This window comes from Sulfurovum sp. TSL6 (assembly GCF_019972115.1).
Taxonomy (GTDB): Bacteria; Campylobacterota; Campylobacteria; order Campylobacterales; family Sulfurovaceae; genus Sulfurovum.
Window position 1 is genome coordinate 372,723 of record NZ_BPFJ01000002.1, and the last position, 24,074, is coordinate 396,796.

21 protein-coding genes are annotated in these 24,074 nt (G+C 35.5%); 13 read left to right on the top strand and 8 right to left on the bottom strand.

The annotated features are described in order from the left end of the window. The first annotated feature begins 22 nt into the window (after window positions 1–22). The 5 genes from LDM93_RS06845 to LDM93_RS06865 all read left to right on the top strand — a co-directional run bounded on the left by LDM93_RS06845 (window position 23) and on the right by LDM93_RS06865 (window position 6,713). Entirely contained in the window at window positions 23–1,135 is a 1,113-nt protein-coding gene (locus tag LDM93_RS06845) for an O-antigen ligase (protein ID WP_223891501.1), read from the top strand. Further along, window positions 1,132–2,202: a glycosyltransferase gene (locus LDM93_RS06850; protein ID WP_223891502.1), complete on the top strand. Its 1,071-nt coding sequence runs from the start codon at window positions 1,132–1,134 to the stop codon at window positions 2,200–2,202. Before LDM93_RS06845 ends, LDM93_RS06850 begins: the two co-directional genes overlap by 4 nt. Window positions 2,203–2,314: 112 nt before the next feature. Further along, window positions 2,315–3,646: an exopolysaccharide biosynthesis polyprenyl glycosylphosphotransferase gene (locus tag LDM93_RS06855; protein ID WP_223891504.1), complete on the top strand. Its 1,332-nt coding sequence runs from the start codon at window positions 2,315–2,317 to the stop codon at window positions 3,644–3,646. A 141-nt stretch (window positions 3,647–3,787) separates the two neighbouring features. Continuing rightward, window positions 3,788–4,405, top strand: a complete 618-nt coding sequence (locus tag LDM93_RS06860) for a Wzz/FepE/Etk N-terminal domain-containing protein (protein ID WP_223891505.1) — start codon at window positions 3,788–3,790, stop codon at window positions 4,403–4,405. Between the two features lie 469 nt (window positions 4,406–4,874). Then, window positions 4,875–6,713, top strand: a complete 1,839-nt coding sequence (locus tag LDM93_RS06865) for an O-antigen ligase (protein ID WP_223891506.1) — start codon at window positions 4,875–4,877, stop codon at window positions 6,711–6,713. Between the two features lie 57 nt (window positions 6,714–6,770). Here LDM93_RS06865 and LDM93_RS06870 read toward each other — a convergent pair whose 3' ends face one another. From LDM93_RS06870 to LDM93_RS06900, 7 genes are all read right to left on the bottom strand, one after another. Continuing rightward, complete coding sequence (locus LDM93_RS06870) at window positions 6,771–8,945, bottom strand: glycosyltransferase (RefSeq protein WP_223891508.1); 2,175 nt, start codon at window positions 8,943–8,945, stop codon at window positions 6,771–6,773. Next, window positions 8,942–9,949, bottom strand: a complete 1,008-nt coding sequence (locus LDM93_RS06875) for an ELM1/GtrOC1 family putative glycosyltransferase (RefSeq protein WP_223891513.1) — start codon at window positions 9,947–9,949, stop codon at window positions 8,942–8,944. Before LDM93_RS06875 ends, LDM93_RS06870 begins: the two co-directional genes overlap by 4 nt. After that, window positions 9,946–10,959 carry a glycosyltransferase gene (locus tag LDM93_RS06880; RefSeq protein WP_223891515.1) on the bottom strand — a complete coding sequence of 338 codons (1,014 nt, stop codon included), beginning with the start codon at window positions 10,957–10,959 and terminating at the stop codon, window positions 9,946–9,948. Before LDM93_RS06880 ends, LDM93_RS06875 begins: the two co-directional genes overlap by 4 nt. Further along, the gene (locus tag LDM93_RS06885) at window positions 10,956–11,672 is read right to left on the bottom strand and encodes a polysaccharide deacetylase family protein (RefSeq protein WP_223891518.1); all 717 of its coding nucleotides are present in this window, start codon (window positions 11,670–11,672) and stop codon (window positions 10,956–10,958) included. Before LDM93_RS06885 ends, LDM93_RS06880 begins: the two co-directional genes overlap by 4 nt. A 104-nt stretch (window positions 11,673–11,776) precedes the next feature. Further along, window positions 11,777–12,862, bottom strand: a complete 1,086-nt coding sequence (locus LDM93_RS06890; protein WP_223891519.1) for a glycosyltransferase family 4 protein — start codon at window positions 12,860–12,862, stop codon at window positions 11,777–11,779. Beyond that, window positions 12,859–13,749: an ELM1/GtrOC1 family putative glycosyltransferase gene (locus LDM93_RS06895; RefSeq protein ID WP_223891521.1), complete on the bottom strand. Its 891-nt coding sequence runs from the start codon at window positions 13,747–13,749 to the stop codon at window positions 12,859–12,861. The genes LDM93_RS06890 and LDM93_RS06895 overlap by 4 nt, the downstream gene beginning before the upstream one ends. Further along, window positions 13,746–14,630, bottom strand: a complete 885-nt coding sequence (locus tag LDM93_RS06900) for a lysophospholipid acyltransferase family protein (RefSeq protein WP_223891522.1) — start codon at window positions 14,628–14,630, stop codon at window positions 13,746–13,748. Before LDM93_RS06900 ends, LDM93_RS06895 begins: the two co-directional genes overlap by 4 nt. Window positions 14,631–14,757: 127 nt before the next feature. On the opposite strand from LDM93_RS06900, the gene hisH reads away from it, so the two are divergent. From hisH to LDM93_RS06940, 8 genes are all read left to right on the top strand, one after another. Next, window positions 14,758–15,381: an imidazole glycerol phosphate synthase subunit HisH gene (hisH, locus tag LDM93_RS06905; protein WP_223891524.1), complete on the top strand. Its 624-nt coding sequence runs from the start codon at window positions 14,758–14,760 to the stop codon at window positions 15,379–15,381. Window positions 15,382–15,392: 11 nt separating this feature from the next. Further along, window positions 15,393–16,106: a 1-(5-phosphoribosyl)-5-[(5-phosphoribosylamino)methylideneamino]imidazole-4-carboxamide isomerase gene (hisA, locus tag LDM93_RS06910; protein ID WP_223891526.1), complete on the top strand. Its 714-nt coding sequence runs from the start codon at window positions 15,393–15,395 to the stop codon at window positions 16,104–16,106. Then, on the top strand, window positions 16,096–16,923 hold the full coding sequence (locus LDM93_RS06915; protein WP_223891532.1) for a 50S ribosomal protein L11 methyltransferase: 828 nt from the start codon (window positions 16,096–16,098) through the stop codon (window positions 16,921–16,923). The genes hisA and LDM93_RS06915 overlap by 11 nt, the downstream gene beginning before the upstream one ends. Beyond that, complete coding sequence (ftsH, locus tag LDM93_RS06920) at window positions 16,916–18,886, top strand: ATP-dependent zinc metalloprotease FtsH (protein ID WP_223891534.1); 1,971 nt, start codon at window positions 16,916–16,918, stop codon at window positions 18,884–18,886. The genes LDM93_RS06915 and ftsH overlap by 8 nt, the downstream gene beginning before the upstream one ends. Before the next feature lie 54 nt (window positions 18,887–18,940). Then, a complete protein-coding gene (gene pssA, locus LDM93_RS06925; RefSeq protein WP_223891535.1) occupies window positions 18,941–19,657 on the top strand; it encodes a CDP-diacylglycerol--serine O-phosphatidyltransferase in 717 nt (238 codons plus the stop codon). Between the two features lie 325 nt (window positions 19,658–19,982). Continuing rightward, window positions 19,983–21,533 (top strand): 2-isopropylmalate synthase, encoded by a 1,551-nt coding sequence (locus LDM93_RS06930; RefSeq protein WP_374706127.1) that lies wholly within the window; start codon window positions 19,983–19,985, stop codon window positions 21,531–21,533. A 303-nt stretch (window positions 21,534–21,836) separates the two neighbouring features. Next, window positions 21,837–22,229, top strand: a complete 393-nt coding sequence (locus LDM93_RS06935; RefSeq protein ID WP_223891537.1) for a carboxypeptidase-like regulatory domain-containing protein — start codon at window positions 21,837–21,839, stop codon at window positions 22,227–22,229. 4 nt (window positions 22,230–22,233) lie between these two features. Then, complete coding sequence (locus tag LDM93_RS06940) at window positions 22,234–22,485, top strand: GlsB/YeaQ/YmgE family stress response membrane protein (protein WP_223891538.1); 252 nt, start codon at window positions 22,234–22,236, stop codon at window positions 22,483–22,485. Between the two features lie 148 nt (window positions 22,486–22,633). On the opposite strand, the gene serS is transcribed toward LDM93_RS06940, so the two are convergent. Beyond that, window positions 22,634–23,878, bottom strand: coding sequence for a serine--tRNA ligase (serS, locus tag LDM93_RS06945; RefSeq protein WP_223891539.1), 1,245 nt, complete (start codon window positions 23,876–23,878; stop codon window positions 22,634–22,636). Window positions 23,879–24,074: the final 196 nt, after the last annotated feature.

Sequence of the window (24,074 nt, forward strand, 5' to 3'; positions counted from 1 at the left end):
TTTTTTTGTATTATTCAACCTATTGGCATATGAACAAAATCTATTTACAGGTTTTTCAAATCTCATCATGTTAATGTCGGTGAGTTTTTTAATATTTTGTTTAGTGATATTGAAAAACAATATAAAGACAAAATCAGTTATAGGTAACAAAGTCTTAGCTTTTTTATTACTAAGTATTGTATTGTCAGAATGGATAAGTACATTATCTTCACAAGTATTGGATATAAGTCAGTATTCTGATTGGCATTTATTATTAAAATTACTTTTGATAAACATCTGGTTAGTGTTTATGCTTTTGTACCTAGAGCTATCCGATATTAAAGAGCTTTTAGAGTCATATTATAAAATTGGAATTCTACTTGCAATTATTAACTTATTAATTATGTATAATGGCAGCTTCTTATTTTGGAACAAAATATACATTGTGAGAGGTGCATCAATATTTTATGACCCTAATTTCTTTGGTGCTTTTAATATGTTCTTACTTCTTTATTACATTTTATTTAAATTGAATAAAAGTACAAAATCTTTCTTAGTCACAGGAATACTGATACTCAGTTTAATTTTAACTTTTTCAAAAGCATCAGTTGCAGCATTTGTCATATCACTTTTTTTTTATTTTTTCTTGAAAACAACTTTATTGAAGAAAATATTAGCCATCGTTATATTTATGGTAACAAGTATTTTAGTTTATTTCATATTTACAAAACTAGATTTTTTTAGATTTTCCATGGGATTTAATAATAGAGATAATATGGCATCTTTTTTTCTAGATAAAATTTCTGAATCACCTCTTTTTGGTTATGGAGCAAACGATTTAAAAGTGCATTTGTTGAATAATGATTTATTGAATAGGAGTTTTCATAATTATTTATTGGACACAATTTTTGCATACGGCTTTATCACTGGAGCTATAATTGTTTTAGTAATAACATGTACCTTTTTTATTTTAAAAAAATACGATTTAAAATTAGCAATTTTGTTTTTCGCATTAGTACTTAATGCAAATTTTATTAGTTATTCAATCGGTGGATTTGGCGCAATGTCAATTTTGTTAACCTTGCCAGTAATTTATGCTATTAAAATTATTAGTTTGAAAGACCAAATAGTTATCTTTATTAAGGAAAAAAAATGAAAATAGTCCACATTGTTGAATCATTCGCTGGCGGTGTTTTTGATTTTCTAGTCGACCTGACCAGTGGAATGCCTGAAAACGAGTTTATTATTATTTATGGTGAACGAGAGCACACTCCTGAAAATTTTGAAAAATATTTTCCACAGGGTACACAGTTTTTTGCGTGGAAAGATGCGACCAGAGAAATTAACCCCAAAAAGGACATTCTTGCCTTTATACAAATTGTAAAACTGCTTAAGCCGCTAAATAATGTAGATGTTATTCATCTGCATTCATCAAAAGCGGGTTTTTTGGGAAGGGTTGCTGCAAGAATATTATGGGTTCAAAAAAAAGTTCTTTATACACCTCATGGCGTTTCATTTTTGCGTAAAGATGTATCTCCCACTAAACATAAAGTTTTTATTTTTCTGGAGAAAATTGGGGCTTGGTTCGGCGGGCGAGTAGTCGCTTGCTCAAAATCAGAGTCCGAAGCATTTCATGAATATGGGATAGAGTCAAATTATGTCAATAATGGTATAAAATGCGATCTGTCTTTTCAAGTAAATAAAAAAACAGATTGTGAAAAAATTACAATTGGTACGATAGGAAGAATAACCTATCCAAAAAATCCTACATTGTTTCATGAAATAGCACAAAGTTTTAGTACCAATAAGTCAATTGAATTTTTATGGATAGGTGGCGGGGAGTTGAAAGAAGAGCTAAGCGCCGATAATATTAACGTAACTGGCTGGTTATCTAGAGATGAAGTAGATCAGCAATTGGGTAAAATAGATATCTTTCTCTCAACTTCTTTGTGGGAAGGCTTGCCTCTTTCTGTACTCCAGGCCATGTGTGCGGCAAAACCTTTAGTGTTGTCTAATTGTGTCGGTAACAAAGATTTGGTAAAAGAAAGTATTAATGGCGTACTCTTTGATGAAAAAACTGATGCAGTAAAAGCCTTAAATGATATGATTGAAAATCTCGACAGAGTGGAAGTTTTTGGATTGCATTCACAGGAATTGGTTCAGAAAGAATTTTCGATAGATCAAATGATTGAAGGGTACTTGAGTCTTTATCAAAGTTGTTGATGTTATTTTCAAGAAGTAAAAAATTCACCACGTCTATATATTATGAAGTAGGTGAAAAAATTGTAACCAAAGATGTATTTGAATATAATCACATAAAAAAACTTGGAGAAATATGCAGACAAATATAAAGGATTTATTATCTAAAACCATTCTTATTTCTCTTGATATGGTAGCCGTTTTTGTATCTATCTATCTGGCTTACTTTTTTAGGGTGGCTTTGGATAAACATTTTTTTGTGATGCACTCACAGCCACTTGCACATTATCTGGATTTTTCACTTATTTATTTGGCTACCTTTACTATGTTAGCCTACGAAGGTTCTTATACTCGGCGCTACGACTTCTGGCATGAGAGTAGGCAGGTCCTCAAAGCAATTAGCTTTGCCTTCCTCATCATTCTTTCCTACCTGGCGATGACCAAAAGCGTTGGGGAGTATTCACGTGCTGTGGTTATCTTCACGTTTCTACTGATGGCTATTTTGATCCCGCTTTTCAAGAACATCGGCAAAAAGCAACTATTCCGGTTAGGGATTTGGCAGCGTGAGGCTAAGGTGTACGGAAATGACCCATTCCTTATCGAGGAGATATTTAGAAATCCCTATCTTGGGTATATTGAAGTAATAAGAAAAGAACCTAAGACCGTCTTTATTAATTCCAAAGGGACAAATACCCAGGAACTCCGCCGCATTATCGGCCAGGAGATCCGCAACAAACATGAAGTTGTTTTCATTCCGCTGATAGATGAATACGACCTGACCCAGTCCCATATCTACGAGCTTTCTAACACGAGGACAAATCTTATTGTCTTTCAGAATCGTTTAAAAAGTAGATATCGTGTTCTAATGCAGCAAGTGTTCAATTATATATTAGCAATCTTGTTATTACCTGTACTCCTGCCTATTATTGCAATTTTAGCTTTTTTAATTAAAAGAGAATCGCCTGGTCCAGTATTTTTCGCACATAATCGCATAGGCCAAGATGGTCGAATTATTCCTACCCTAAAGTTTAGAAGTATGTATAGCGATGCAAAAGAGAGACTAGAAAAACTTTTGGCTGAAGATGAAGAGATTAAGAAAGAATGGGAAACGAACTTTAAATTAAAAAATGATCCCCGTGTAACAAAAATAGGTGCATTTTTGCGTAAAACATCTCTTGATGAGTTACCACAAATATTTAATGTTCTCAAAGGTGAAATGAATTTCGTAGGTCCACGCCCAGTAATACAGCAAGAGATCGATCAGTATTACAAAGATGATGCCGAGTACTATTTCATGGTAAAACCTGGAATTACAGGACTTTGGCAAGTCAGTGGTCGAAGTGATACAGATTATGACTTTAGAGTTGCTACAGATAAATGGTATGTATCGAACTGGTCACTTTGGCTGGATATCGTTATCTTATTTAAAACAGTCAAAGTGGTTCTTTTCAGAGAAGGTGCTTATTAAAATATAAAAAACTGGAATCTTTGGATGGATCTAGTTATTTTACTCAAAACAGTTAAAAAAGTACTTATTCATGAAGATGCTAGTTAAAGAAAACTTAGTAGCTTTTCTAGTATAATCACATCATTAAAAAAAGGGTAAACATTGCAAAACAACACTCAATACATACAAGAAGATAAAATTTATCTAAGAGAACTTTTTTCTATACTTAAAAAACGTAAGAAACTAATATTAGGAGTGACTGTACTCTTTACTCTACTTGCAGTAATTTATGCATTCAATGCAAAAGCCATATATCAGGGTCAAGCACTTATAGAAATTGGTGAAGTTGTCAATGAAAATCAAGTTGTAAATGACAATCATCAAAAGACAATTATTTCACTTGATAATATTAATAACTTAAAGAATATTGTTATTCAAGCAAAGAAAATTGATGCTACTGTCCCTAAAAACACCAATAACCTTTTAATATTGACAAGTAACGGCTCAGATATTGAGGAAATAAATATCCATATACAAACTGCAATCGATTATATATTACAGCGTCATAAAGATAAAATAAAACTTTACAAAGGTTCTAATGCCAAAGTACGAATGACACAAACTATTGGGAATATCATAATAAGTGATAAGCCTATCAAACCCAAAAAAATGCTAATTACTATTGTAGCATTTATTACCGGTTTAATGTTTTCTATATTTTTAGCATTCTTTATAGAATTTTTACAAGGTATAAAGGAAGAAGAAAAAGAAGAAGTTTAGATAATTTCCTTCTTCTTTTAGAATAAGCCAGATCATTACTCTACAACTACTCACTCATTTGTGTACTATATCCATCTTTTTATCATACACTTCTACATCAGTATGGGACAGGACATCCAGTACATTTTCCCTCTGAAGTCCTTTTTTTTTGGGGGGGGGTATCATATTCACTTCTATAATAAATAGTGAACATACAAGGTACAGAAACTACCCTAGTGGTCGCACATGAATACATGTTTGAAAAATTGATGATATCCTCTTATTTGATCAGTGGATTGGTCTCTATTTGATAACCATTCAGTGAAAATAATCTGCACGTATCTCTTCACTAACAACCAATAATCACTACTTTTCTTTTTTCTCTTTTAAAGCAATTTAAGCATACTATTTTAACAGAACATGTAGAATATTAAAAACATAATTATCCAGAAAAAAACTGATCTACATACGGCAAGGAAAACTTATCTAAATGATAAAATATATCACACGAACACTATTACTTATCTCTTTCTTAATTCTCTTTTTTCTCTATAGTTTTCCAAATTTAATAAACTGCAGCGGTTGCTTACCCCTTAAAAAAAATGACTATAAACTAGAAACATATAACATCAAAAAAGACAATAAATGGGCAACTTTTAGAGAAGAAAAAAATGGTACATTTTTTATTCATACCGGCGAGAGTGATCCATCAATAGGAGTATATACTTTTAAGAAAAATTTAAACTTGATCTTAACTTTTTCAATCCGTTCTGGATCAAAAACCGGTGATATCGATTTTAGCATTAAAAAAAATAATCTAAAATTAAATGAGATTATCATTACACCAAAGATAACTAGGCAAATATTTGTCTCCGTCATTAAAAATGACACCCTTACAATAATTGCCGACAAGCATGGGTCTACTAGTGCTGATTGGGGTAACCTAAAAATTGAGAATCAATCTGATTTAAAACAATACACATTATCAAAAATTTATAATGATATATTAATCTATAAAAATAAAATAATTATCTTCCTTTGGTTATTAATTATTATTTTACTCCACATTGAATTTAAAAATTATCAACCATTACAAAATTTTTATACCTTTATTTTCACTGAAAACACTAAAATGATAAATTATCTTATCATACTATATGCACTAATGATTCCTTTATCTTTGGATATAGTGCGTGCAACAGCAATTCTCATGATCATTTTCTGGATTCGTGAAGGGGAATTTACAAAGAAACTTGTATATATAAAAAAGCAGCCATTGTTTATAGCACTCTTTTTTCTAATATGCCTACTACTTCTCTCTCTCTTATGGACCGATTATGAAAACCTGCGTACAGGAGTCAAATATATCACAAGATATTGGTATATCATACCCATGTTTGTGATATATACATCCATAGATAAAAAGTTTATCCCCATAACTCTATCTGCATTCCTTACAGGTATGCTAATCAGTGAACTGGTTTCATATAGTATATTTTTTGAATTTATGACTATTGAAGGACACAGTCATAAAGACCCTAGTCCATTCATGCACCATACACTCTATAGTGTTTTTCTTGCTTTTAGTGCTGGTATTTTATTGAATCGTATATTAACATCCGAATACATAAAGCATAAAATTGTTTACACAATATTTTTTACTACAATTACAGCCAATCTATTCATAAACTCAGGTCGTACTGGCCAGTTTTTATTTTTGTTTGTATTGGCATCTGTGTTAGTCGGGCATTATAAAATTACATTCAAGTCCGTATTTACTACACTCTCTTTACTACTGATTATTCCATATTTAGCATTTACATTTAGTCCGAACTTCAAAACACGAATGATTCAAACATACCAGAATATAAACAACATCTCATATTCAACTGCTATTGGAGCAAGGATAGGACTAAATATTGTTGCTAAAGATATCTTCTTGGAAAACCCGATTATTGGTATTGGTGTGGGTGACTACCTAAGTAAAAAAGATGAAATGGTTCAAGAAAAATATCCAGATAGAAAAACTGTAAAAGAATTGGTTCACTATCACAATCAATTTGCAGAATTTGCTGTTATCGCAGGGATATTTGGACTGTTTTCATATATATTTATCTTTATATCTCTCATCAGAACTAAAGTAACAGATATAAGAATGAATACCATTAAATACATTTTAGTATCAACTATAGCGCTTGCATCTCTTAGCGATGCGATGTTCCATCTGAACCGACCACTTAGTCTCTTTGCTCTTTTTGCGGGTTTGATAGTTGCACAGTATCGATATGAAAGGCTAACAACTATCTCAGAGAACAGCCATCAAGCCTAAGAATAGGTCACTTCTCTATAGCACATGCCATTTAAGCAATATATACTTGCGCTATTTTTATTTGTCCCATAATGTTTTATACTCATGATATATAGTCTCTTGGTCAAACTTTTCAATACTCTCATCTTTAATGCAAATATCAGATGCAAAGGCTTCATCTATTTTAATAGCCAAAGCTTGAGGGTCCCCAACAGGAACTAGCCAATCTGCCAATTCATCAGTTAAAATTTCACGTGGTCCAGTAGGACAATCTGTACTGATCACAGGAGTACCTAAAATCAAAGATTCTATGACTACAGTAGGTAATCCTTCCCTGTCAGATGACAATAGTAATAATCTAGCATTTTTAATATATTTATATGGATTTTGTTGAAACCCTGCAATTACAACTTTATCTTCAAGTCCTCTTTCTTTAATCATCTCTTTCAGTTTTGTATTTGCTTTAGAAAGAATTAACAACTTAATATCTTTTTTTACCATTTTAAATGCATCAAGCATCATATCGTATCTTTTTCCTTTTCTAAACGCAGATGCAGAAATGATATATTCATAGTCTAATGCAACTTCTTCATATCCTTTTTTTCGAATTTCTTGAATATCAAATGGGTTATAAATTGTCTTAATACTCTTATAATGTATACCTAACTCATGAAAATCCTCTATCATTCCTCTTGAAATAGTAACGAGGTTTTCATTATGATATATTTCTCTATATAGCTTTAATTTATTATTAGCACGCAATGATTTAAATTTATCTATCTCAGTTCTATAAGACGTATGTATGACAAAATATTTATTTGAATGATTTAAGAGTTTCACTGCCCTATCGGCTCTTGGTAAATTGGAAAATACTATGTCAAATTCTCCAAATTGTTTCATTTTTGATTCTAGTATCTTAGCGTAAGTATAATCTCCAACTTTACCTAAACCTTTATACATATTTTTATATTTTGTCAAGGCTACAATGGGAAAATCAAAATGACTTGTATCATATGTTTGTACATCTTCAAGTAGAAATAAAACAACATAATGACCTTTTTCTCTAAAAAGTTTTGCTTGTGCCATTGCAACTTTTTCTCCGCCACTTCCAGCCAAATTAGTCACTACAATCGCTATACTTTTAGAGTTCACAGAAGGACTCGAATTTAATGATTCTCCAAAGATTTTAAAATCATCAATATAGACTGTTGGAAAAATATTTTTATTCTTGTATACTTTTTCAATAGCATTAAACAACTTATATTTGTTGGTATTCCATGATAAAGGTACTAATGGATAGTTTTGTAACTTTGCTACACCCTCATTCTTAAATGTATTTCCAGAAAAAGGTACATAAGGGACTTCATAAATATATGCAAAGATATTGGGGTGCTGCCGTCCCCCCACCAATATCTCAGCATTTGCAATGATTGCCATAGCATCTTGATATTTTGTTGGGGGTTCAATAATTGTTAGGTTAAATTCATTTTCCAATTTATGGGCTATCCAAATATCAGTTTTGGCATTAGCCATAAATACTATAGGCATATGAAAATATTCTTGAAGATATTGTATAATTTTTTTAACTTGTATTAATGATTTCTTATCTCTTTTTAGAATGGAAGAGCCAGTAACTGTAATATATCTATCTGGCACTTGATACTTTGAAACTATTTCATTTATTTCATACTTATCCATCTTCGGTAAACCATAAACAGCATCAGGAATTAGTTTCACATTCCTTATACCTATTTTTATTGCATACTCATAAGAAATAGGCTCTCTAACTGACACAAAATCAACACTATTGTACACTTTACTTAAAACTGCTTCAAGTATTGGTTCATCATTAAGATCTATAGTTTGATTTATTGCTGCTACAACCTTACCTTGCTTTTTCGCAATATAAAGCAGTCCCATGAACACTCTAATATGTCCTGACTTAGAATGAACTGCACCCTCACCATTAAAACATATATGAGAGAAACCATCAAATAATGTACTTGATATATTCATTTTTTTTAAATAATAATACACTTGCTCAAGATCATCCATCATGATTGATTTAACTAATTTATACTCATAATACTTTCTTAATATTTTAATCTTTTTAAAGGGTAAAACAGGTAAATCAAGTGGTACAAATTGAGCTTCAGGATAAGTATGATTAAGCATATACTCAATTCCAGAAGAAGTTGCCTGGCCACCCCAATTAATTGATTTGAATGTATTAATAAAGTATGCGATTTTCATTTTCCACATACTCCAATTTCACTAAGTTTTTCTGCAATCTCATCAATAGATGTTCTTTCTAGCGGAACAAATAAATTTGGATCTAAAACCTTTGTATTCAGTAAACTCATCTTTTCTCTTCTTATTCGACCCTCTTTTTGAAATTTATCTAATATCTCAGCATAGTTTCTATCGGCATCATGAATTTTTGGAACCAGTGTCACTACAGGCTTTCTGGAGGCTACTCCTTCACTCACCATAGAGGCGCTCTCTTCTGTAACAAAGACTGCACTGCTAAGTTCCAAAAAGCCTGCAACAACTTTTTGTGGATTTTTATGGTAAGCAATAAAACATTCTGCTTTCATCTCTTTTTCCATTTTTTCTTCATACGCTACAGGAGTTCGTCGTGACGTCGTGACCAGCCACTTCACCTTGTCTGCTGTAGCATTGACAAAAGTAATGAGTTTCTCAATATCTTCTTCATCATACTGATATCCTGAACCATCACCTCCTATCAAGAGTGTATAATACTCACTTTGGAGATCAAGACCGTATTTATTTGCAAATTCATTCAAATCACCACTATATGAAAGTGTCGGTGCCACATCCAAAACAATCTGGTTATCAAACCCTAAATCTAAAACAGTAAAAACAGCAGTAAAAAGGTGATGGTCTAATTTTTTAGGATGCCCTATAAAAAAGTTTTTACTTCCATATGTTAAGGCCAGCAAAGCATTCAGTAAAGAGGTATCTTTTCCCGCAGAAATGATAATGTCTGGTTCCTTATCCCAAGTATATCCTTCATATAACAGATGAATAAACTTCAACAAATAAGAACCTTCACATAGTTTTTGACCTAGGCCTGCATTTAAGAATGCACGTAAAAAATATTTTCCAAATTTTTTAATTTTTACTTCTATATATTTCACTTCTACTACATCAAGTTTTTTCATAGCTTCAGCCACGGCAAGGCTTTGGTTAAAATGTCCCGGTCTACCATCACTTAATATTAATACCTTTTTCATCCCTTTACAACCTTGTCATAACTATTTAAAACTTGTTTTACCATAGCATCCAATGTAAAGTTTTCACCTGCAAAGTGAAAACTTTGTTCGTAATTTTCTAAAACACTTTGATAATTTTCTTGCATCCAATGTAAAGTATCAGTCAATTTTTTTTCATCATTTACAGGTACCACAAACACATTGGGTAAAATCTTTTTCATATCTCCCACATCTGTAGATACAACTGGAATACTCAACAGTAATGCTTCTGCCATAACATAAGAAAAACCTTCTCTCTCTGAGCTAATTGCACAGATATCTGAATTAACAATAATATTGAGTACATCTTCTCTAAAACCAGTAAATACTACTTTATCTTCTATACCTAGCTCTTTCACTAGATGCTTGAGTGATTCGGCTTCACTGCCCTCCCCTACGATAATAAGCTTTACATCCAAATCTTTAATAGCACGAATCAATAAAGGGAAGTTTTTAACTTTTTCAAGCCTTCCAACTGCAGAAATAACAAACTCATCTTTAATCCCAAACTGTGATAAGTACTTGGGATCTTTCTCTATATGTGTCAATTCAATACCATTATAGATGACACTCTGATGAGGATTTTTCAAATCTTTCAAAACTTCATGTGAAACACCGATAACATGATCAAAACGTTCAAAGCCTTTAAGATTACGTTTTTTACTGTGTAATGTAGCGATTATTTTTATTGATGGATGCAAAAAATGTTTGATAGATACTATCATATCCACAGCTTTATTTGCATGAGCATGAAGAATATCTGGATGAATATCGTTGATAATTTTTCGTAATTTGTAGAGAATAACAAGATTTCTACGACCTTTAGAAAGGTCAAGTGCATGAAAAATTATTTTTGGATCAAAACGTTTTCTATACTTTTCATGGGCTATAACATGAATTTCATGACAAGATACCAATCTATTGCATAATTCTTCAAAGTGTTTCTCCAATCCACCTTCTTCATCACCGGCTAAAATTTGACATATTCTCATTTTTTCACACCCCGTTTTCCCATACGCAATTTTAACCAGAAAGCAAAAAAATTATCTTTACCACTTACCGTCACACGAGGAATTTTAAAAGGATCACACTCATGTAGATCTGCTATACCTACTTCTGTTGTCACCGCATTGGTATAACCACAATCTGCAACGATCTTTTCATCTTTAGCCTCATAAAGTCCAAAAGGATAGGCAAAACTCTGACAAACTGTTTGGAACTGCTCTTCTATCTGTTCTTTTGAAGTACATATCTCCCTATGGCTCTCTGATTCATCGAGATTTTTCAAATTTGCATGAGTCAAAGTATGTGCTCCGATCTCTATCAAACTACTATCTAACAGCTCTCTCACCTCATCATCAGCAAGTTTAGGCTCATCTTTAAGTCCTGCCCCTTCATTTTTAGCTTTACGATACCCTGACCAATCACGATTATGACGATCATTCACTAAATATATGGTTGCTTTAAACCCATATTTTTGTAAAATTGGGAGCGCATTTGTTAAATTATCTTGGTATCCATCATCAAAAGTAATCACCACGCTTTTTTGTGGCAGATACTCCTTTTTTTCTATTGCTTCTGCCATTGTATAGGAGTGCCATCTAGTATCATGTAAATACTTGATTTGCCTTTCAAAATTTTTAGGAGAAACACGCAGAGAATTAAACTTTTTACCAGGAATGGCATCACGTACCATATGATACATCAAGATCCTTGGATATCGATAATCAATAGTTCTCTTCCACCACGCATAACGATAGGAAAAATAAACAAATATTAACAGAAGTATCATGATGATCAGCCAAATGTTCATACTAGCCTCTTATAAACATGTAGCGTGCTTTGTATCATTTTTTGCAGTGAAAAATTTGCAGTAATATAGTGATATCCATCAAATTCTAAATTTCTACATCTCTCAATAGTCTTAGCTAATACTTCACTTTCACCAACCGGATAAAAGAAACCATTTCCACCTTCTACAATAATATCCAATACTCCACCATGATTTGTTGCAACAACCGGTGTATTAAGCGCCAAAGCTTCAGCTACACTTCTACCAAAGCTCTCTGGTTTTTTAGAACTGCTGACCACTACATCACTTAAAGCATAGATTTCAGCAACTTTATTTTGTGAACCAGTAAAGATAATATTCTCCTCTAAACCTAACTCTTTAACCAAACCTTCCAAAGAATGGAAATACTCCTGTTTATCTTCACGTATCCCACCAACGATCAAACCTATAATGTTTGGATCATTTTTTTTCAGTAAATCAATCGCACGGATAAAGGTCTGATGGTCTTTGAGTTGCGTGATACGTCCTACCGTTGTGATGATTCGTTTATCTTCTAAATGATACTCTTTTTTAAAATCTTCGATAAATGTTTGATCAAGATTTTGAGGATTGAATTTTTCTAAGTCTATCCCTCTGGGGATCACGGTGATTTTCTTCTCTTCTGTCTGGTAATGTTCTTGAATATACGTTTTGATGGCACTACTCACACAAATCACGCTGTCGCCTTTTGCCATGATAGCACTATAGGAACTTACACTATTGAATCCATGAACTGTGGTCACAAAAGGAATGTGGAGTTTTTTATTTGCAAGATACGTCAGCCACGCCGGTACTCTGCTTCGTGCATGAAGGATATCAGGATCTAATGCTCTCAAGATTTTTCGTAATTGAATCATACGCAAAGGTACAGTCAAAGGATTTTTGGAACAGACATCAAAAGTGATATGTATACCACCGTCTTTTTTGATCTGCTCTTCCAGCTTCCCCCCAGCACTGATCACAATACTCTCATGCCCCAACTTTACTAATTCACGACTCAACTCCATCGTACCGCGTTCCACACCGCCTTCATTCAGTTCTGGTAATAACTGTACGATCTTCACAGTTTTACTTCTTCAAGGTATGATTTAAACGCTATTTTTTTATTTTTAGACTTGATAGTTCCATCGAAAATATGCAAATATCCCTCTTCTTCCAAAGTATCTATGAATCGGGTGAATTTATTTTCTTTTTTACTCTCTAAAGGCAAAACAACAATATTAGCTTTACCATAAGATACTGCTTCAGATATCATCGAAGTACTGTCACCTGTAATAAACACTGTCTCACACTGCTCAAGAAAATCAGGGATAGGGTTTATTGGATTTTTCGAAAATATTACCTCATAATCAAAAGCATATGACTCTATCAAATCTTCTATCTCTTCACTTGTTCTAGGAGAAGTAGTGATGACAATCTCATGATCTTTGTATGCGTCAACTATCGTATCCAATTGTGCTTGTAGTTTTTCTTTTGACATAGTGAAAATTTTATTGTCCCCGCCAATAACGATACCTATGGATTTCTTCTTTGCCTGGTATAACCCTTTAGGTTCCACATAAGAAAAATTTGCAGGTATTTCTATAATGTTATTTTGCTTAGGCGGATTGTCATGGCTTTGAGCAAAAATGATATCAAAATCATAACGATATCCGCGAGGCAACATCATCGCTATAGATTTAGCATGCATTTTTTTAGCTAGCATTTTAGTTGCATAGGAAGTTGTAGAGCCTGTCCCCACAATTAGATCATACTTCTTGTCTATCTGAATATCAAACAATTTTTCAGTATAGATACCTATTTTGTCAAATATATAACTCAGGAACTTGTACCATTTACGTCTAAACTTTACAGATACGACATCATGAGAAAGATCTGAATATTTCACAAATGCCAACGATTGGTTAAGATGCCCCATACGGTCATCACTGAGGATAAGGGCTCTACTCACACTCTCCACCTGTTATGCATCCAGAACCATTGCGAAGGATATTTTTTTACGATATTTTCTATAGCTTGATTGTATTTCAAAGTCATCGCTTCTAACTTCTTCTGCTGATCTTCGATCTCGTCGGCCACATACTCAACAGGTTCACTGATAACCAACTCATACAGCCCATCACAGTCTCTCACTACAAAAACAGGTACAATTAAAGGATCCAGCTTCAATTTAAGTGAAGCGACAGATAAGGTGGTTTCAGCAGGTTTGCCAAAGAAATCGATCTTCGCACTGTGTGAACCTCCCGCTTTTTGGTCAATAAGTAATCCTACATTGCCCTTAGCCTTCAATCTTTTCATCATCAACAGCATCGCTTTATCTTTGCTTGCAGCACTGTTCCCGTATTTTTCACGAAACGGGGTTGTAATGTTGTCTTCTATCAGTCTATTGTTTCCCTTGCGTCCTATGACGATCATAGGAAGTTTGTTTTTTGCGATAAAGTGCGCCATAAGTTCCCAGTTAGAGAAATGTGCTGTCATAAAGACAATGCCATGTGGGCTGTTTTCTGCCAGTTTTTGTAATTTCTCTTTGGCTTCATCTCTGTTTTTTATCGCATTTTCAATATCGAACTTTCCTGTAAACATCAACAGAATTTCAGTAATGGTTTTAGAGAGTTCACTATATACTTCTTTAGAAAGTGATTTTATCTCTTCAGACGTTTTCTCGGGAAATGCCATAGTGAGATTTGTGATTGTAAGGTTACGTCTTTTTTTATCCAAATGATAAACAAGAAGGGTAAGACCTTTCATAGTGGCATAGATAAATGATTTTGGTGCTATCTTTGCCAACCATAAAAATAGTTTTACCAAGCTATATTCTGTTTTTTCTCTCATACCCAACCTGACTTCTTTAATGCGATATTTTACCCAAATAGCCTAAAGGATGTAGAATAAAAGTATCTGCTTTCAATTTAATTTGCTATAATCATGGTAATTTATAGCGTGTTAAAGGAACAATATCGTGATAGGAATCGTCGATTACAAGATGGGGAATCTTGCTTCTGTTATCAATGCTTTTGCGAAAGTTGGAGCTGATGCTACTTTAGAGAGTGACCCTGCTAAACTGAACCAGTATGACAAACTTATCTTACCTGGTGTAGGTGCATATGGTGATGCTATGGAACACTTAAGAGCAAATGGTATGGATGAAGCAGTCATTGGTTTTGCTGCTTCAGGGAAACCACTTTTGGGTATCTGTTTGGGCATGCAGTTGCTTTTTGAAAGTTCTGAAGAGTTTGCAAAAGATGAGAATGGTACACAAGGTTTGGGACTCATTCCGGGTAAGGTAGTCGCTTTTGATGAAAAGAAATTTGATCATCCTCTCAAAGTCCCGCATATGGGCTGGAATGAATTGTTTCAACAAAAAGAAACGGCTATTTTTGCTGGGCTAAATAAAGACTTTTATCTCTACTTTGTCCACTCATTCCATGCAGTATGTGACGACCAGTACGTCATAGGAAAAACACACTATGGCTATGAGTTTGTATCGGCCGTACAAAACGGAAACATTTACGGCATCCAACCACACCCTGAAAAAAGCCATGAAAATGGTTTAAAGATCATAGAAAATTTTGCAAAATTATAGGAAAAAAATAAATGACAATACTACCAGCAATTGACCTTAAAGACGGTAAAGCAGTAAGACTAAGCAAAGGGCTTATGGAGTCTGCAAAAATTTACTCGGATGAACCTTGGCAAGTGGCTAAACGATTTGAAGAACTTGGGTCTGAATGGGTTCACCTTGTTGACCTTAACGGTGCCTTCGCAGGTAAGCCTGAGAACCTGGAGCAGATCAGACAAATTCGTGAGCACTGCAACCTCAAACTTGAACTGGGCGGCGGTATCCGTGATGAAGAGACCATCAAGATGTATTTGGAACTGGGTATCGATAGATTGATCTTGGGTTCTATCGCTGTAAAAGATGCACAATTTGTTAAAGATATGGCAGCAAAATACCCTATCGTTGTGGGTATCGATGCGATAGACGGTATGGTAGCCGTAGAAGGCTGGGGAGAAGTGAGTGACATGAAAGCCACTGACCTAGCACGGGAATTTGCCAATGCAGGTGTACAAGCCATTATCTGTACCGATGTAGGCCGTGACGGAATGATGACGGGGGTTAATGTAGATTTTACGCTGGAAATTCAAAAGGCTTCAGGACTTGAAACGATCGCATCTGGCGGATTAAAAGATATGACAGATATCAATGCTCTTATTGATGCGGGCATCGATGGTACGATTGTGGGTAAAGCCTTCTACGAAGGTACGCTTGACCTTGAAGAAGCATTTAAGGTATCTAATGCAAGATAAGTATTATGAACTGACCATCACACTTGATGATGATTTTGTCGATTTTATAGCAGACTTCGTTGCCAATATTTATGGTGAAGGACTGGAACTTGGTACAGGAAAGATCATCGTACGAAGTGAATCTGATTTAACTTTCGTTAAAGATGCACTTGTATCATTGTCAGGTACTTTAAGTAATGCCATCAAAATGGACTATACACTCGAAGAGAAAGAAAATGTAGACTGGATAAAGACGTATCAGGATTCTATCCAACCTATAGAAGCTGGTAAGTTCTACATCTTTCCAAGCTGGTATGAGCCTAAAGAAGAATGTATCAATATTAAAATAGACCCTGCACTTGCTTTTGGTTCAGGACATCATGCAACAACATTTTCATGTTTAGAAGCAATAAGTTCTTATGTCGATGCCGGTAAGTCTGTCATAGATGTCGGTTGTGGTTCGGGTATTTTAGGTCTTGCTTGTAAAAAGCTGGGGGCAAACGTAGAACTTTGTGACACAGACCCTCTCTCTGTTGAAAGTTGTAAAGAAAATTTTGCACTCAATGAAGAAAACTATGACAAACTCTGGGAAGGGTCTGTAGATAAAGCAGAAGGTAGCTATGATGTGGTCATCGCAAATATCATAGCAGATGTACTCAGATTTATTGCGAAAGATTTAAAATCTGCCTGTAAAGAGGATGGACTATTGATACTTTCAGGTATTTTAGATAAAAAAGAAAACCTAGTGGTAGAATCATTTAATGAGCTGACACTGGTACAAAGAATACTTAAAGATGAGTGGGTCACACTCGTATATAAGAAGGAAATAAATGGCTAAGCAAAATAATAACCAAGATAATAATAACAATAATAATTTTTTTAACAATAATCCACTGTTGGCATTTGCACTCTTTTCTATCGTTATCATCATGATCTTTAAATCATTTGTAGGTGATAGTGGTGGTCTGGGTAATATGTTGGACAGCAACAATGTCACACAAACCAAAACAGTAAAATACTCAGAGATCAAGAGTGAAATAGCAAAAGGGACGATCACGTCAGTAAAGCTTACTCCTACAACAATAGAAGCTATCGCTGATATTGATGGACGTAAAACGCGTTTTGTTGCTCAAAATGTCCCTACCTATGATAAAGAGCTTATCCCTCTCTTGGAAGAAAAAAAGATTACCTATGAAGGTATCATGGGTGGCGGCTTTCTTTCTGACCTGTTAGGTTCACTGCTTCCTATCCTCATATTCTTTGGTATTTGGATCTTTTTAGCCAAAAAAATGTCTAAAGGTATGGGTGGTGGCATACTGGGTGCAGGTAAAGCCGACAAGCTCATAAACTCTGAAAAACCCGACACAAAATTTAATGATGTGCAGGGAGTTGAGGAAGCCAAAGATGAAGTGAAAGAGATCGTTGATTTCCTTAAATTTCCTGAACGATACATAGAACTCGGGGCAAAGATCCCCAAAGGTTTACTTTTAGTAGGACCTCCAGGAACTGGTAAAACACTGCTTGCAAAAGCTGTTGCAGGTGAAGCCTCTGTACCATTCTTCTCTGTCAGCGGTTCAAGTTTCATTGAAATGTTTGTGGGTGTAGGAGCAAGCCGTGTGCGTGACCTTTTTGCCCAGGCTAAAAAAGAAGCACCCGCTATTATCTTTATTGATGAGATCGATGCCATTGGTAAGAGCCGTGCATCTGGCGGACAGATGGGTGGAAATGATGAAAGAGAACAAACACTCAACCAACTACTTGCAGAGATGGATGGGTTTGGTGCAAACACCCCTGTTATCGTATTGGCTGCGACGAACAGACCGGAAACCCTCGATGCTGCACTGCTTCGAGCAGGACGTTTTGACAGACAAGTCCTTGTAGACAAACCTGACTATGACGGACGTTTAGCTATCTTAAAAGTACACTCTAAGGATGTGAAACTTTCAGCCAATGTTGACTTGAGGATCGTTGCAAAACAAACAGCTGGTTTGGCAGGTGCAGATTTGGCGAATATCATCAATGAAGCCGCTCTTCTAGCGGGAAGGTTTAACAAAAAAGAGATAGAACAAGAAGATCTTTTAGAATCTATAGAGCGTTCATTTGTGGGACTTGAAAAGAAAAACAGAAAGATCTCAGAAGTTGAGAAAAAGATCGTCGCCTATCATGAAAGTGGTCATGCGCTGATGGCAGAACTTACACCAGGGGCAACACGTGTGACTAAAGTCTCTATCATTCCTAGAGGATTGGGTGCACTGGGCTATACCCTGCACCTTCCTGAAGATGAAGAGCGTTTCTTAAAACAAAAGCATGAGCTTATGGCTGAGATAGATGTACTTCTAGGTGGACGTGCGGCTGAAGAAATTTTCATCGGTGAGATAAGTACAGGTGCGGGTAATGACCTTGACCGTGCTACGGCTATCTTAAAAGATATGATCTCTGTCTATGGGATGACCGATGTAGCAGGACTCATGGTTCTTTCTCGTAGCCAAAACTCTTTCCTTGGCGGTGGTGCAGTATCAACAGACTATAGTGAGAAAATGGCAGAAGATATGGATAACTATATCCGTTCCACTTTGAATGAACGTTATACGTATGTCAAGAATACGTTAACTGAATACCATCAAGCGATAGAAAACATGACTGCAGTACTTTTAGATGTTGAAGTGATAGAAGGTAAAAAAGTACGTGAGATCATAGAGACATATGAAAAAGAAAATAATCTAAAGAGCCGTTTGGCTCATGGTGACAAGATAGCAAAAGCAGAAGCTGCTGCTAAAGAAGAATCAGATACCGATGCCTAATCAACATGCCCATATGACCAGCCGTATGGGCAAAGCACAAAAGGTCTCCTTTTAATGAAAAACGCAAATCTTATCTATATCCTGCCAAATCTGTTTACTGCAAGCAGTATCTTTGTAGGAGTGATAAGTATAGTGGAAGCGAGTAAAGGAAACTTTGTTCTTGCATCCTGGCTCATACTCTTGGCACTTGTCTTTGATGGTTTGGATGGTCGTATTGCACGTATGACAAACACAACCAGCCAGTTTGGTGTAGAGTTTGACTCTTTGGCAGACATTATCTCTTTTGGTATCGCTCCAGCCATGTTACTCCACTTTTTCATAGGCAATGAATTTGGACGTTTTGGTATCCTGGTCTCTGCACTCTATGTGATCTTTGGTGCTATCCGTTTAGCACGATTTAACATCTCTACTGCAAAGACTGATCCCAACGTATTTATAGGGCTACCCATTCCTACTGCAGCTATATTTGTCTCCATGTGGATACTTCTCTTTCACAAATACACACTTGAAGATTACGCTATTATCTTACTTTTTCTGACACTTGGGATCGCAGTACTGATGGTCAGCAATTTTCGTTACCCATCATTTAAGAAAGTAAGCTTAGACAAACCTATGGTCTTTAAAACCATGATCATGCTCATGCTGACGGCTTCTCTGCTCTATCTTTTTTCAGCAGAAGGCTTTGCCATTGTGATCTTGGGATATACGCTTTATGGTCCTCTACGTGCACTGTATACACTCAATCTTAGAAAGATCAATATTAAAAGATAATTATTATCTCTTGTATTTTAGTTTCAAATAGTGTATAATTTCTGAAATTTAAAGGAGAGATTATGAAAACTATCATAAACCAACATACTATTTTCACTAAAGATAGCTCTCTCCTGCTGCTGCTCGCACTCTAATCGTCTAACGATCCATACCACTTTTTACACAATAATAAAACAATTAGTTTCTAATAACTACAATTTAGGTAGAATTAGACAATCATTTACACCCATACTTTAAAAGAGTATGTTATTATCCCTCACTGCTAGGTGTAGCTTGAGTGAGAGGAATAATAATGTGGCGTTGCCGCATTATGAGGAGAAACAGAATGGAAACCATAAAAATATTTGATACCACATTAAGAGACGGTGAGCAAAGCCCCGGGGCTTCCATGAACACTGAAGAAAAGATCCAGATCGCTGCACAGTTGGAGCGTTTGGGTGTAGACATCATTGAAGCGGGATTTGCAGCTGCAAGTCCCGGAGATTTTGATGCGATCGATAAAATATCACAACGGGTGACAAACTCGACGGTTTGTTCTTTAGCCAGAGCCATTGACTCAGATGTGAAAGCGGCAGGGGAAGCCATAGCCAAAGCAAAGATGAGACGTATCCATACATTCATCGCCACGTCAAGCATACATATGGAACATAAGCTTAAGATGAAACCTGATGAAGTGATCAAAAGAGCTGTAAGAGCTGTTGAATATGCCCGTACATTTGTGGATGACGTAGAGTTTTCCTGTGAAGATGCAGGCCGTTCAGATATCGGTTTTATGAAAGAGATATCTGATGCTGTCATAGAGGCAGGTGCAAGTACCATAAACTTGCCCGATACAGTCGGGTTCAGACTTCCTTTTGAAATCGGTGCCATGGTCAAAGAGATGAGTGAATACACCAAAGGCAGAGCGATCATTTCTGTACATAATCACAATGACTTAGGTTTGGGTGTCGCAAACTCTTTAGAGGCTGTGATCAATGGTGCAAGACAGGTAGAGTGTACCATCAACGGTTTAGGTGAGAGAGCAGGAAATGCTGCACTTGAAGAGATAGTCATGGCATTAAAAACACGTTCTGATGTTTTTGCAGACTATCAAACAAATATCAATACAAAAGAGATCTATCCATCAAGCCGTTTAATTGCCAACATTACAGGCATAGAACCTCAGCCAAACAAAGCCATTGTCGGTAAAAATGCTTTTGCACATGAGAGCGGCATACACCAAGACGGTATGTTGAAAAATAAAGAGACCTATGAGATCATCCGTCCTGAAGATATCGGATTAGATATGGATGACACGTTGGTCTTAGGTAAGCATTCTGGCCGTGCAGCCTTTAAAGACAAATTGACCAAGTTAGGGTTTACTTTAAGTGATGAGGCATTAAATGCCTCTTTTGAACGCTTTAAGATCATGGCAGATAAGAAAAAAGATATTTATGATGATGACTTAAGGGCTTTGGTCACTGATGAGATGACTACGGCACCTAAAGTATTTGAATTGGTCTCTTTACAGTTAATGGATTGTTCCAATGGTGTACCCTCTGCAGCTGTCAGTATCAAAAAAGATGAGAATGAGATCATTGATGCAGGTATAGGTGAAGGAACGATCGATGCGGTCTTTAAAACCATAGACAGAATCTCCGGCTATGAGGGTCAATTAATGGACTACAAAGTAAAATCAGTAAGTGAAGGGAAAGATGCCTTGGCAAATGTAACCGTTAAAGTCTCATTTAACGGTGAACCTGCCATCATAGGGCACGGATTGAACATAGACACGATGCTGGCCTCTGCAAGAGCCTACATCGGTGCTTTAAATTCCTATTTGAGCATGAAAGGGAAGTTAAAGTCTCGTCATAGTGACAGTTCTAAAACTGTGTAAGCTTTTCTCTCAAACTATACTACATCCTCGGGATAATCCCGAGGCATTTCATCCACATATATTTTTTACATACCTCAGTAATCTCTTTCATTCCATTTTCATTTCGATAAATCTCTATAATAGCCACTATTATACGGCTTACCTCAAATGCTGAGCCATTTAAAATATATACAAAACTGTTTCTCACCATCTTTTACATATATTTGCTTTATGTTTAAATATTTGATATAGTTATAATTAGGTGTTCGTTTATATAAGGATTGTGATAAAAATAAAAAGTTAACGCAATAAAAGGGATATATAATGAAGAAGTCTTTTTTTTATAAAGGATTGTTTTTAATGCTTTTGGTTCTCGGTATAGGTAGTCAAACTATTGCAGATGCACCTAGTTCAAATTATGATAATCCAGTATATACGGGTGACATTGTTGGTCAAATTAATACGTGTTTAGTTTTAGGTTCGAGTGAAGGTGTTAGGGTTTATATACCTGGCTCTTCTTTTGAGGCCATTACAGGTTCAGTTGGCAATTTTAAAATGAGTCATGTTCAGTCAGGTACATACAACTTGGTTGTAACACAAGACGGACATAATATAGGTAGTATTCCTAATGTAACTGTTATGCCAAAACAAATTAGCGATATTGGAACAGTTACATTATGCTTAAATAATGAAGGTGATAGCTTACAAAAGAGGTGATACAATGGATATAACAGGATTAGTGATTTTTTTAGTCATAGGTGCAGTAGCAGGTTGGTTGGCCGGAACTTTAATAAAAGGTGGTGGCTTTGGTCTGCTTGGTAATATCGTTATCGGAATTATTGGTGCAGTAGTTGGAGGCTTTGTATTTAGCTTACTTGGCATTTCTACAGGAGGTTTAATTGGTTCAATTATTACAGCAACTGCCGGGGCCATTATATTGCTATTCATTATCAGGCTTATTAAACAGGTATAATAGAAAAAGAATATAAAAAGTTGATAACTTATGTTAGAGGGGATAAAAGAAGAAAAAGATTAATAATTGTGGCAGCAAATAGGCAGTTCAATCTGCCTATTTATAGTTATTTAATAAAAATCCTCGAAAGAAACCCGAGGTTTATAAATTACATATACTTTTGAAGAACAGTAGGGATAGAGATTGTTCCATCTTCATTCTGATAATTCTCCATAATAGCGATCAGAGTACGTCCTACCGCGAGTGCCGAGCCATTTAGTGTGTGTACAAAACTGTTTTTCTTACCGTCTTTAAAACGGATCTTTGCACGTCTTGCTTGGAAATCTCTTGTATTAGAGATAGAAGATATTTCGCGGTATTTGTTTTGTCCCGGGAGCCAAACTTCCAGGTCAATAGTAGTTGCGGCAGAGAAACCTAGGTCACCATGACAAAGTTCTACCACCCTGTGAGGCAGACCTAGTGATGTCAATATATCTGAAGCATTTTGTACCATCATTTCAAATACCTCATCCGATTTATCCGGATGCGCAATGGCCACCATCTCTACTTTATCGAACTGGTGTTGGCGTATCATACCGCGTGTGTCACGTCCTGCCGATCCCGCTTCTTTTCTGAAACATGGTGTGTACCCTGTCATCAATACAGGAAGCTCTTTCTCTGTAAGTATCTCATCATGGTACATATTGGTCAATGGCACTTCTGCTGTAGGAATAAGGTAAAGATCTTCTCCCTCTACTTTAAAAAGATCATCTTCAAACTTAGGCAGCTGTCCTGTACCTTGAAGCATTGTAGCATTGTTCATAAACGGTACACAAAGCTCTTCAAATCCTTTTGCAGCATTCGTGTCCAGGAAGAAGTTAATAAGCGCTCTTTCCAGTTTTGCAGCTTCACCACGAAGTACAGAGAAACGACTTTTGGCAAGTTTCACTCCACGTTCAAAGTCTATCCATCCATTAGCCTCGGCTAAAGCCCAGTGCTCTTTGGGTTCAAAAGAGAAACTTTTTGGCTCTAATACTTTACGAAGTTCTACATTATCTTCTTCATCCGCACCCTCCGGCACACTGTCGTCCGGAAAGTTAGGCATTGCAAGTGCAACATTATAGAGTGCTTCTTCCGCTTTCCTCGCCTTCTCTTGAAGAGGACCCATCGCTTCTTTATTTGCATCCACCTTTGCTTTAAGTTCAGTAATGTCTTTACCTTCACGCATATACTGGCCAAAAAGTTTAGACATACTGTTCTGCTCTGCTTTTGCAGCTTCCAATGTAGCATTGGCTTCTTTTAGAGATGCAAAAAGACTTTTAAGATTTTCAAGCGTAGCTGTATCTACACCTTTTTTTTGCAGTTTTGCACTGGCTTCGTCAAAATTGTTTTGAAGATATTTTAAATCAATCATCATATTTACCTAGATGTGGAATGTTTATAAAATTATAGTGGAAAGTGTTGAGAATAAGATTACCGATTACCCTATACTATGACTATATATGACGATTCATCTATAAACACAATGAAGAAAAATAGTTATAGGTATTTTACTTTATGTACTCCATATGCAAGAATGATGGATTAGATGAACTTAAGAAAATTTTTTA